At 34.9% G+C, this 12921-nt stretch carries 9 protein-coding genes; 6 read left to right on the forward strand and 3 right to left on the reverse strand.

What is annotated here, in order from left to right:
- Positions 1–241 precede the first annotated feature (241 nt).
- Both CN925_RS11885 and pdxR read right to left on the reverse strand, forming a co-directional pair.
- Entirely contained in the window at positions 242–1087 is an 846-nt protein-coding gene (locus tag CN925_RS11885) for an FtsW/RodA/SpoVE family cell cycle protein (protein ID WP_142339223.1), read from the reverse strand.
- Between the two features lie 33 nt (positions 1088–1120).
- On the reverse strand, positions 1121–2554 hold the full coding sequence (gene pdxR / locus CN925_RS11890; RefSeq protein ID WP_098846444.1) for a MocR-like pyridoxine biosynthesis transcription factor PdxR: 1434 nt from the start codon (positions 2552–2554) through the stop codon (positions 1121–1123).
- Between the two features lie 137 nt (positions 2555–2691).
- On the opposite strand from pdxR, the gene CN925_RS11895 reads away from it, so the two are divergent.
- Positions 2692–3621: a DMT family transporter gene (locus CN925_RS11895; RefSeq protein ID WP_098846445.1), complete on the forward strand. Its 930-nt coding sequence runs from the start codon at positions 2692–2694 to the stop codon at positions 3619–3621.
- A 107-nt stretch (positions 3622–3728) separates the two neighbouring features.
- On the opposite strand, the gene CN925_RS11900 is transcribed toward CN925_RS11895, so the two are convergent.
- Complete coding sequence (locus CN925_RS11900; protein WP_098846446.1) at positions 3729–4088, reverse strand: VOC family protein; 360 nt, start codon at positions 4086–4088, stop codon at positions 3729–3731.
- Between the two features lie 219 nt (positions 4089–4307).
- On the opposite strand from CN925_RS11900, the gene CN925_RS11905 reads away from it, so the two are divergent.
- The 5 genes from CN925_RS11905 (at position 4308) to CN925_RS11925 (ending at position 12914) form a co-directional block, all read left to right on the forward strand.
- Complete coding sequence (locus CN925_RS11905; RefSeq protein ID WP_098846447.1) at positions 4308–8582, forward strand: S8 family serine peptidase; 4275 nt, start codon at positions 4308–4310, stop codon at positions 8580–8582.
- A 276-nt stretch (positions 8583–8858) separates the two neighbouring features.
- Entirely contained in the window at positions 8859–10301 is a 1443-nt protein-coding gene (locus CN925_RS11910) for a DEAD/DEAH box helicase (protein WP_098846448.1), read from the forward strand.
- A 92-nt stretch (positions 10302–10393) separates the two neighbouring features.
- Positions 10394–11347 carry a glutaminase A gene (gene glsA, locus CN925_RS11915; RefSeq protein WP_286138334.1) on the forward strand — a complete coding sequence of 318 codons (954 nt, stop codon included), beginning with the start codon at positions 10394–10396 and terminating at the stop codon, positions 11345–11347.
- 213 nt (positions 11348–11560) lie between these two features.
- A complete protein-coding gene (locus tag CN925_RS11920) occupies positions 11561–12310 on the forward strand; it encodes a sulfite exporter TauE/SafE family protein (RefSeq protein ID WP_098846449.1) in 750 nt (249 codons plus the stop codon).
- Between the two features lie 112 nt (positions 12311–12422).
- Entirely contained in the window at positions 12423–12914 is a 492-nt protein-coding gene (locus CN925_RS11925; RefSeq protein WP_098846450.1) for a DinB family protein, read from the forward strand.
- Positions 12915–12921 lie beyond the last annotated feature (7 nt).

The following is a 12921-nucleotide window of genomic DNA, read 5'->3' on the forward strand; positions in this document are numbered from 1 at the left end:
GATGTTACGATAAAAATTATTATTCATTTATAGATAGGCTGTGTGCATTACCTTTAACTGCATCTGCTGATTTTGTTATGGATAAAATCGCAGGCAGTTGAAAAAGAACATCCAAATGAAGGGTTCATGAGGAAGGAAACCAGCAAAAAAATGAAAAAAACTTCCTCATAACAGGCCCATGAGGAAGTCAAAACAGCCCAAACGCATATACAACTGTCTAATAATGAACCATTTTACTGGTTTATTTTTTATGATAAACATACCAAGTAATTGCAATTAAGTAACCGATAAAAGGCGATGTTCCATAACCCATAATCGGTACTGGAAAATTTCCAAAAAAGCTAGAAAGAATACAAATCAAAAAATAGGTCCCTAGACTAAATGATAATGGTTTTGCATTGGTTGGAGGAGATAGGAAAAACGGCATTGGTAAAATAAAAAGGGAGATTAGCCCAATGATTAGCCATCCGATTCCCATTTCCTTTACTAAACTTAAAATGTCCTCAACATAAGAAACTGGGGCAAGTTGATCTAAGTGCGACCAGCTTAAGATCATTAAAAGAATAAAAACAATTAATAGGAGTATTTGAATGTTTTTATTCTTTTTTATAGTTAGGAATAAAATTGAAATAGAGATTGTAAAAGCTGTTAGTTGAGATGCATCTGGTTGAAAAAGTAATAACAATGCAAAGAATAACGCAAACCCAAAAGTAACCCAAATTGGTTTCGATTTTATTAAGCTTGATAGTTTAATGAGTATTAATGGAACTAAAACTAGGGCGATATTAAATCTTAATGGACCAATTGCGATCCAGCGATGTACACCGTCTAATCCTTTGTCCAAAAAGGTAAGTAAAAATAAGATGAGTATGCATGTTATGACAATGATATTTGTCTTTTTCTTTGTGGATTTCTGATCTCTAAACAGTACGAAAAAGGAGATGATTCCTCCTACAATCGCAATTAAAATATTTTGACCGTAAATGGACGGGGGTACTTGGTTATTGATCATAGCTAGTACTCCGACGATCATTGCTGGCATCGTTATGGCGAGTGGTAATAAGTTTATTTTCTTAAAATTAAGCATCTTGTTCTACATTAACCTACCTTTACAATAGTTTTATATTTGTTTAATTAGCTTGCGTAGTTTCTCTAGCCCTTTGACTAAATCATTTTCGCTAACTAGTGAGTAACTAATCCTAAATGAAGAAATATCTGTATTGTTGTTAAAGCAAGCTACACCAGGTAAGAATGAGATATTTTCATGATTAGCTTTTCTTAATAAGTTAAAAACATCTAAATTGGATTCATGAAATGTAAGCCACAAATTAAAGCCTCCATCAGGTATCTGGAAATATAATTGATCAGTTAGAGATGAAAGTATTTCAACACTTGTATCACGACGAATTTGTAGAGCGATCCGTAGTTTTTCCACATGACTTCGCATTCGGTCGGTTCGTAGAAATGGTAAAATCGCTTTTTGTGTTAGTAAAGGGCTACCCACATCCATTGAAGCTTTAACTGCAAGCAGCCATTCTAAAACCGGTCCATTTGCCAGCATTGCAGCAATTCTAACTCCAGGAGCTAAAGTTTTACTAAATCCTTTTATGTAGATAACGTGTTCTGATTGATCATAATATTTAATTGGGTAATATTGAAATGCTTTTTCGAAATAAATATCACTAAACGAATCGTCTTCAAGAATAAAAAATTGAAACTGTTGTGCTAGTTGAATTAATTCTTTTCTACGACCATTACTCATTGAGATTCCAGTTGGATTTTGAAAGGTTGGGTTAACATAAATTAATTTTGGTGTAAATTTAATGCACAAATCTTCAATTAAGTCTGAGCGAATTCCCTCTTCATCCATCTCGACAGGTATTATATGAATCCCCTTATTTATAAAAATATCAAGTGCACCACCATAGCATGGACTTTCGACTATAATTGAATCCCCAGGTTTTAATAGTGCCTGGGCTACTAAGTCAATTCCTTGCTGAACGCCGCTTGTAATAATTAGATTTTCAGTTTTAGATTGTATTTTTTGAAATTCATATATATGTTTAACAATTTCCGATCTTAATTCGATATCTCCTTGAACAGGGCCATAAGTTGTTAATATAGAGGCATCATCTCTTAATAATTTTTGCATTTCATCCGCTAAAAATTTATTAGGAAGCAGACGTGGATATACGACTGCTTTTGAAAAATCATATTTTAACTGTTCTCTATTTATTAAATATTGGGATCTTACAATATTGATTCCTAAAGTCTGTTGCCAGTTATTACTTGGACTCAGTTGTGTTGTTTTTTGAACTTTCTTACTAATAAATACTCCTTTACCTGGCTCTACCGTGACATAGCCGTTTTTCTCTAAGTATTTATAAGCCTTTCTAACAGTTAAAATGCTTATTGAAAGTTCTTCTGCTAATTTGCGTAAAGATGGTAATTTTTCGTTAGGCAAAAGTAGACCACTTTGAATGCTACCTGCAATTTGAGTACTTAATTGGAGGTAAATCGGAACTGTTGATTTTTGATGGATTTGAATTTTCATAGATCACCACTTGTTTTTAGTTATAAATTAATTAAAAAAAGATAAATCGTCAATGGAAAAAGAGTGAACTGTTATATGCTCTATTATACTGTTATACTCCGACTTTAATATAATACTTTTATCAAAGGGGTGATGAAATGATCATTATTAATTATCTTCTTATTTGCTTGATTTTCGGTACAACTTTTCTAGCAATAAAATTTGGAATTGAGTCGGGAGTTTCGCCTTTATTTTCAGCCGGCATTCGATTTACATTAGCTGGACTGATTGTCATTTTCTATTTCCTTCTTAAAGGAGTAAATGTGAAGAAATTTATTTTTTCAAAACGAATTATGTATATTGGATTTTGCTTAACTTTTATGACATTTTCAACATTATATTGGGCTGAACAATATATTACATCGGGGTTAGCCGCAGTTTTGTCTGCTACTGGTCCAATGATGATATTACTTTTCCAATTAAGGAAAAATAATAAGGGAATTGAGCGTAAACAACTAATCGCGTTATTAATGGCTTTTACAGGTGTAACTTTTGTCTGTTTACCTGGAATAAGTCAGCATGTCTCTTACTTATGGGTCGTTGCTTGTATGGCAGTCTTATTAGGAGAAGCTTTTTATACATTAGGATCGATTACCTCAAAAGAGATATTTACAGAACACAGCACTGTATCACCATTTTTAATCAATGCTTTTCAAATGTTATATGGTGGAATATTTCTACTATTCGTTTCGTTTTTATTAGAAAAACCGAAAATTGAAAGTTTAAGTTCCTGGGACGCTGCGTGGCCAATATTGTATCTTGTATTAATAGGATCAATAGGGGGACACGGATTATACAGTTGGTTAATATCTAAAACGAACCCATTCTTCCCTTCAACATGGCTTTATGTATCCCCATTAATAGCAAGTGTCCTTGGTTATTTTGTAATGGACGAACCAATCAAACCAATTATGGCGATTGGTGGCATACTAATATTATCTGGAGTATTCATTTCAAATTGGTCAACATTTTCTATGTATAGGAAGCAAGGGAGGCTATTAAAAAAGGAAGTGAATGTTTCAAAGTAATATCATAAATTGTACGGCTTTTAGTTTAACGGAGCGGTAGTTGAACGTAAAATAAATCCACATTGATAATGAATTATCATGTGGATTTTTCTTTTTTTAAAGCTACTTTATTTTTGAATAAATGCCCATATGTAACCGTCTGGATCTCTTAAGCAAAATTCCTTATAGCCCCATGGTTGGATAGTAGGCTCTGTGATGATTTTTTCTCCATTTGAGAAATCTAATGGTGTTAATTCTTTTTCTATTATACTTTCAAATAGTGGATCGACTTCATTTACGACTAATTGAAAGACTGCATCAGTATGGGACTTAGAATCTGTAGGATGGAGCATTAGCTCGCCATTCCCAGCTTTAAACCAATACATACCATCGTGACCCCTTAAATAGTCAAATCCAACCTTTTCATACCATTTTTTAGAAGAATCTGTGTCTTTACAAAAAATAACAATATCTAAAACTCCATTCATTTAATCAGCTCCTTTAAATTTATTGTTATTAAACTATTCTTTGCAGAGCATAAGCTTACCTTTATTATCATTTAAAAAGTACTGTTCTAATGGGGGGAAAAAGAGAGTTAATAGATAAATTAAATAAAAAAAATACGATTTGACACAATTTTCAGGAAATAAAATTGTGTCAATTTTCTTTATACTTAATTTATCAAGGAAAGAAAGTAGGGATCGTAGTTGAAAAGAAATATGTTTAGAAATGTTACAACATTAGCATTAACAACAGGACTAATCAGTACTACAATGACACCAGGTTCTTTTTCACAACAAGTACATGCGCAAGCAACAACAAAGATTGAACAAGTATTAACACAACTGACACCACAACAGCGCGAGGCAATTAAGCAATTGAAATTAAGTGACAAAGAGGGACTTCAATTGTTACCTAATGTTGATCAAACAAGTGATAAGCTTACGTCGGTCATTGTCGAATTTAAGGACAAGCCAGAGCAAACTGCAGTTTTAGAAGCAGAGTCTGATGGCGTAACGCTAACAGCTGATGCAGCAAAAGAGAAGGTGGCTGCTTCACACGAAACATTCCAGAAAGACTTAAAAACAATTTTTAGCAGTGAATTAAAATCAAAGAAAAATCCATATTCAATTAAACGATCATATAAGAAGGCATTTAATGGGGTTTCTATAACTCTACCAGCTAACAAAGTAAAGTCGCTACTTAAATCTAGCGCTGTAAAAGCTGTTTGGAGTGATCTGCAGGTTCAAGTAGAGCCACCTTCAATTAAAGAAACAACAACTAAGCAAACTGCAACTCATACGATGGTTACATTTCCAGGAGTTGAAAAACTTCACCAAGAAGGCTTTACAGGAAAAGGTGTAAAAGTCGGAATTCTTGATACAGGGATTGATTACAATCATCCTGATTTAAAAGATGCCTTTAAAGGTGGTTATGATTTCGTCGATAATGACAATGACCCGATGGAAACCTCATATGCTGATTGGAAGAAGTCAGGCAAACCTGAATTAGGTTCAAGCGGTGAAGCGTACTATACTGAACATGGAACACATGTAGCTGGTATTATTGCTGGACAAGCAAAAAACAGCGCAGATTTTGCTGTAGAAGGTGTTGCACCTGATGCTGATCTTTATGCTTATCGTGTTCTAGGACCTTATGGATCAGGTTCTACATCGGCTATTTTGGCAGGTATCGATAAAGCAGTATCTGATGGAATGGATATCATTAATCTGTCTCTTGGAGCTAATTACAATGATCCATTATATCCTACGAGTATTGCTGTAAACAATGCTGTCCTTGCAGGCGTAACAGCGATTGTCGCAGCAGGAAACTCAGGGGACAGAATGTATTCACTTGGTGCTCCTGGTAATGCTCCTTTAGCAATTACAGTAGGTGCAAGTGACACGTCTGTTACAATTCCAAGTTTTTCAGGTGTATTGCATCCTTCAACAGGCGATATACCGGTGGATTTAAAGCTAGCTGCTCAAGGGTTAACTGATAATGTAGCTGACTTTGATGGGCAAACTTTGCAAATGGTAAATGTATCATATGGTGGTGAACCTAGTTACCAGAAGCGTCAAGAAGATGGTAGTTATTTGCCAATCGATGTAAAGGGAAAAGTTGTTCTTGTGCAACGGGGTAGCTTTGGAATTACTCAGATCATAGCGACAGCTAAATCACATGGGGCAAAAGCTGTAGTATTATATGATGCAGATGTTCCATTAGGGGATGTGTATCTTGGAGATGGTTACGGCTTACTTCCGACATTTTTACTGAGTAACGCCCAAGGAAAAGCTTTAGCTGCTAAATTACCTGTTACAGGTGCATCTATAGGTACATCGCTAGACTTTACATTTAGTAATATGAAACAAATAGTAACTATAGGTGATAAATTAGCACCATTTAGCTCACGTGGTCCATCTCGTGTACTATACGATATTAAGCCTGAAGTAACAGCACCTGGTGTATCTGTTTTCTCTACTGTTCCTTCTTATATGCATGGAGCCGATCAAATTGGAAACTATCAATACGCATATGAGCGCTTATCTGGAACATCAATGGCAACTCCAAACGTTGTTGGAGTAGCAGCATTATTAAAACAAGCTCACCCAGAAATGTCTCCTTCAGATATTAAATCAACACTTATGAATACAGCAGATCCGTTATCTGAAAAATACAGTGTATATGAAGTCGGTGCTGGACGTGTAAATCCTTATGATGCTGTTCATGCTCAGACGGAAATTCAAGTAAAAGATAAAACTTCAACTATAAAAGACAATGCAAGTAATAATGGGGCAACTACTCTTGCTAGTAAGGGAATTAAACAAATTAAAAACATTACTGGTGCTTTAAGCTTTGGAGAACAAGCTGTTTCTGGTAAAGATCTGACAGATCAACGTTCTATTACTTTATTTAATAAAAGCTCTGTAGATAAAACATATGATGTAAAAGTTCAATTCCAAACATTGGACGGGCGATTCACAAATGACTCTAGAAAAGACCAAGATGCTGCTGCAAATGGAGTTACATTAGATGTTAAATCTTCTCTAAAAGTAAAACGATATAGCAGTGCCAATATGGATGCTACAATCAATGTTCCTAAAGATGCGAAACTTGGAACTTATGAAGGTTATGTTGTATATACAAACCAAAAGGATCCGAATGAAACATATAAAATCCCGTTTGCGATTCATACGGTGAAAGAAGGGATAGACTATCTTACTGGTAATCCACAAGCTTTCACAGTACCTTATGAAGCGGCAAGTAATGCGACAAGATGGTCAATTGGGGTTAACTTTAAATTAAATTCTCATATGCGTAATTTTGACTTCTTCCTTGTGGATCCAAAAACAGACAAAGAAATCGGGTTCTTGGGCTCAGCTGATGGAATGGGAGCAGATGAGAATATTGAGTATTATTTCAGAGGAGTTCTAAGTAACGGTCAATATTATCCTTTAACTGGTGATTCGGAAAATCCGATTGCATATGATTTTAAAGAAGTTGATCCAGGGTTATGGAAAATTAGAATGGTAGGAACTAATGATAAAGGTGAAACTTTCACTGCCGATGCACCGGTTTACTATGGGGTGAAAGAAGCAAAAGTAACAATGAACAATATGACAGCTGGAGGCATTTACGAGACTGCTAATCCAACTGACACGAAAGTTACTGTCTCAGGTAATGTGTTTGATAAGGAAATAGACGAGATGAAAGCAGCAGGCATTACTGCTTCACAAGGTGATAATAATTTTACTTATTATAATCCTAATAACTCTCAAGAGAAAAGTATACCACTAGATTCACAAGGTAATTTTAACGCTGAGATACCGTTAAGTACATCTGGTCCAATTGTAAATGCAATTACAGAGTATGACTTCTCGGATTATAGCAAATCAAGTGTTAGAAACTACGGTAGTTTAATTGATGCATATTTTGTTAGAAAAGGAACAGCCTATACAACAGCGATCTCTAATAAACAACGGATAGACATGGGTGAATCAACAACTGTAACGTTTTCAACAAAAAATGTGAATACAAACTTGAAGAAAGCTGAATTCACTTTCCTTTATCCAAGTCAGTACCTTGATTTAATTAATGTACAGCCGAATGCTTCATTTAAAGGAAAACTAGATGTTCAATATAATACTGCTCCTTTCAATAATTCGTTAACTAAAATGACAGTTACCGCAACTGCAACAGGGGACTTAGCTAACACTGGAATCGCTGGTGACGTGTCGTTGGTAGACCTAACATTAAAAGCGAAAGACTTATATTACAAAGGTGCAATGACCTTCTATAATGCAACTGGGTCAAGTCGATTCTTTAACGCAGTTTATACAAATGTGGATAATACGACTGTAACGACACAGGGGATTCAACCGTATTTCTATATTAAACCAACATATTCATTAATGAGAGGTCAAGTTCAGGCAGAAGGATTAATGATGTTTGGAGGTTTAGAGCCTGAAATGAAACAAGTTGATTATATTAAAGCAGGTACAAACATTAGCGTGAAAGATGAAAATGGAAAAGAATATGGTGTATCTGATGAGTTAGGATATTCTCAGTCATTCCCATTTGCTTTTCGAACGAAATTACCAATAACAGACGATGACTTTACATTAAAAATTGACGTACCAGGTCATTTTACATTCTCGAAAGATTTTACAATCGGTGTTAAAGAAAATGGAAAAACGACGGCAGGATCTAAACCAGTCAATTATGACTATATTCCTGGTGGAGATGTAAATAAAGATAATGTCATTGACGTAAAAGACGCTATCTATATCCAAACTTATTGGAATACAAATAAGCGTGATGCTGACATTAACTATGATGGTGCTGTTGATGCAAAGGATATGCAGTATGTCATTAATAACTTCAAAATGCAAAATCCATGGAATGACAATTCACCAAAGGCAGCGACAAAGTATAAGGGCAAAACATTAGATGATGTTTTACAAGCACTAGGATTAGAGTAATTTATCAAACGGTAACCATCGAACGGTTACCGTTTTTTTATGTTATTGAAAAAAGTCAATTTTAAATAAACTAAGGTGATTATTTTACGAAGGAATTGTAAAAAATAACTTGATGCAGTAGAAAAATGACCGATTTCTCTGACACAGTTAAATAAGAATTATTTTAAAAGATTAATAAACGTTGTGATACAATGGATTAGTCGTTTTTTTTGAGTATTTATATGAATCAACCATTATTATTTATAATGATAGAAAATAGAAAGTAAGGTAATTAAAATGAATAAATTTTCTAGTTTAGGTTTAAGTGAGGAGTTAACGGAGTATTTAACTGAATTAGGAATAACTGAGCCTACTCCAATTCAAGAGAAGGCAATTCCAATCGTATTTGAAGGAAAGGATTTAATAGGGCAAGCACAAACAGGGACTGGTAAAACATTTGCATTCTTATTTCCAATTCTTGAAAGAATAAATTTAGAATTACCACATACACAAGCATTAGTCGTTGCTCCAACAAGAGAGTTGGCTCTTCAAATTACTGCTGAGGCTAAAAGAATTGTGAGTGAAGATTTTGGAGTACTTGCTGTGTACGGCGGACAAGATGTTGAACAACAAGCTCGTAAACTAAAAAGCGGTGCACATTTAATCATTGCAACACCGGGTAGACTTTTAGACCATTTAAGACGAGGTACAATCAATCTAGATAAAGTTGATTTTCTAGTGCTCGATGAAGCAGACCAAATGTTACATATTGGATTTTTACACGAGGTAGAAGATATTATCAATCAAACTCCTATATCGAGACAAACCTTATTATTTTCAGCTACAATGCCAGATCAAATCCAATCACTTGCGAAGCGATACATGAAAAAGCCGGAAATTATTAAAGTAAAAGCGAAAAGAATTACGCTAGATGAAATTGAACAATTAATTATTGAAACAACAGATCGCGGAAAATTTAATGCCTTATTAAATCAAATCAAAGAATCAGAGCCGTTTCTAGCAATCATTTTTTGTAGAACAAAAAGAAGAGCGAATAAACTAAATGAACAGCTAAAAGGAAAAGGTCTTTTATCTGAAGAACTTCACGGAGATTTAACCCAAGGCAAGCGCGAAAAAGTTATGAAATTATTCCGCGAAGCTAAAATACAATATCTTGTAGCGACAGATGTAGCAGCTAGGGGTATTGATGTCGAAGGTGTTACTCACGTATTCAACTACGATATACCGTTGGATACAGAAAGCTATGTACATCGAATTGGAAGAACGGGACGTGCAGGAGATACTGGTATCGCGATTACATTTGCAACTCCAAAAGATTTTCAAGATATGAGAATAATTGAAAAAGAGCTTAATCTTTCAATTAAGAGAATCGAAATGGAAAGAGGAGAAAGTTCAGATCGAGCTTATCGAGCTGATCGAACAGAAAATGCGGGTAGAGTACAAAAATCTAGGAATGCAAGTAGAAAAGAAAAAACGAGAAGTGCAGGCAGATCCGAAAGAACGGGAAATACAGGTAGAGCGGAAAGAACAGGAAGTTCAGGTAGAGCAGAAAGATCGGGAAGCACAGGCAGAGCGGAAAGAGCCGGAAGTTCAAACAGGGCAGATCGATCAAGAAATGCAGGTAGAGCGGAAAGAACAGGAAATACAAGAAGAGGCGAAAGAACAGAAAGTGTTGGAAGAACAAGAAATGCGGGAAGATCTGGTAGGAGAAGTAGATAGGAAAAAGTGGGAACTTTAGGTAGGTATACTATTTTAAGTGGTTTTGGGAGTGCCTTTTCCCTTAAAAATGAAATAAACAGGTGATTTTTATGATGCAGAATGGATTTCGAGAGGAAAAAGAAGTTCAACAGATGGAGGAATTGAAAGTCCTTATTGAAGATGCAAAAGAGTTTATTCCGTATGGCAAAGTAGCCAATTATATTCCTGCTCTTGCAAAGGCAAATAAAAAGGATTTATCGTTGGCAGTGTTTTTGCCTGATGGACGACATTTTGAAGCTGGTAATACGAGCATTCGTTTTACTTTGCAAAGTATTTCGAAGGTAATTTCGCTTGCTTTAGTCCTAATGGATCGTGGAGAAGATTATGTATTTGAACGAGTAGGGATGGAGCCTACAGGTGATCCGTTTAATTCGATTGCAAAATTAGAAGTTAGGTCTGCAGGAAAGCCGTTAAATCCAATGATTAATGCAGGGGCTTTGGCAGTTACAAGTATGATTAAAGGTCATAGTATAAATGATCGCTTTAATCGACTATTAAACTTTATGAGGGACTTAACAGATAATAAAGATCTTTCATATTCGAAAGAGGTTGCTACATCAGAATTTGAAACGGCACACTTGAACAGATCGCTTTGTTACTTTATGAAAGAACATGGAATCATTACTGAAGATGTTGAGTTGTTATTAGATTTATATACGAAACAATGTTCAATCGAAGTAAACTGTTTAGAATTGGCAAGGATTGGACTTGTTTTTGCACTTGATGGTTGGGATCCGATATCTAAAAAGCAATTAATACCTGAAAAAATAGCAAAGATTTGTAACACTTTTATGGTTACTTGTGGAATGTATAATGCATCGGGTGAGTTTGCAATTAAAGTTGGTATTCCTGCTAAAAGTGGTGTTTCTGGCGGTGTTATGGGTGCGGTACCTCGTCGATTTGGTATTGGTGTTTATGGACCGTCACTTGATGAAAAAGGAAACAGTATAGCCGGTATAAAATTATTAGAGTTACTAGCTTCACGATATAATTTGAGTATTTTTTAAAAATAGGGGCTGTCCATAAGTCATGTTAATTGACGAATGGGCAAGTCCTTTTTATGTTGAAGTAGGCCATCACCGATTCTTATGGATTTAAATTGCAGTTGGCTGTTTATTTGCCTATTCCATCATCAGCCATAAATAATGAGGTCTTTAGTTTCCCCTTTTTCGAATATTTTGTGTATAGTAATGAGAGACGCAAAAAAGGGAGATAGGAAAATGGACTCACTATTATTACTTTTTATTTTAGGAATTGGTGCAGCATTAGTAGGAACATTAGCAGGTGGCGGGGGATTAATTACACTCCCAATGATGATTTTTCTTGGCATTCCTATTCAAACGGGTATTGCCACAAATAAGTTTGCCTCAGGCTTGGGGTCGTTTAGTAGTATTCTTTATACAATTAAAAAGAAAGATTTTAAAGCTTCAGTCATTATTCAATTTATAATTGTTTCGTTCATTGGTGGCGGAATTGGTGCATTTGTAACAAGTATGTTAGATGAACATGTGATGAATATTGTCGCATTAGTTTTATTAGCTGGCTCATTATGGTTAACATTTGCAAGTAAAAAGTGGAACTATGAAACTATGAATAAAAGTGGTGTTGAAAAGCAAACATTGCTAGATCGGGGCATCTTAACGGGGATTGGTGTTTATGATGGGGGCTTTGGTCCAGGGTCTTCTACATTTGCAATCTTGTATTTTATTAAAAAAGGGTTTACGTATGTTAATGCAGTTCAGTTGGCTAGAGTATTAAATTTTGGGAGTTGTTTATCAGCATTTATTATATTTTATATGACAGGTCACTTCCAGTGGAAAATTGCTCTGACAATGGCTGCTGCTTCAATTGTTGGTAATCAAGTTGGGTTAAGATTTGCAGAATTTGTACCAATGAAGTTAGCTAGAATTCTATTAATTTCTGTTTCTGTTTTATTAATTGTTCAAGTAAGCCTGAAGTTATTTGTATAAAGGAATCAAGGTCTGTATATAAAACACAGACCCTTTTTTAGTTTACTAAGAAGGTAGTTTATACCACTTGGTAGAATAGCATAACTAAATAATACTGAAAGAGGTGACTGTAGTGAGTTTGAAAGAATATCAATGGGTAAAAGAAAATCGAGAAGCATTGCTAAACTTTTGTGGTGAATTAAAGCAAGAGGATTTTACTCGAAAATTGGACGGGTTCGGTTTCCAAAGTGTTAGAGAAACGCTATTACATATTGCTGATTGTTATATCGCATGGATAGGATCTTTTATATTATTAAAAACAAAAAAGCCAATTACACCAAAGGAAAATATTGTGAATATTAGTCTTGATGATATTAAATCAAGATTTGAACAAGCTAATCAATACGTTAATGAATTATTGGATATGACAGTGGACCGCTTGAATCGACCAATTGTTCAAAAGATTCCATGGAGAGATCAGAATGAAGAAATATCCCTCACACCGATGAAATTGCTCGTACATACGATTACACATGAATATCATCATAAAGGACAAATCGTCGCGATGGCTCGACTGATGGGGTATATTCCACCTAATACTGATGTTTTAGGTACAGAGGATTAAGGGAGGA

The sequence above is a fragment of the Bacillus sp. AFS055030 genome (assembly GCF_002574545.1).
In the GTDB taxonomy this organism is placed as follows: Bacteria; Bacillota; Bacilli; order Bacillales; family Bacillaceae_G; genus Gottfriedia.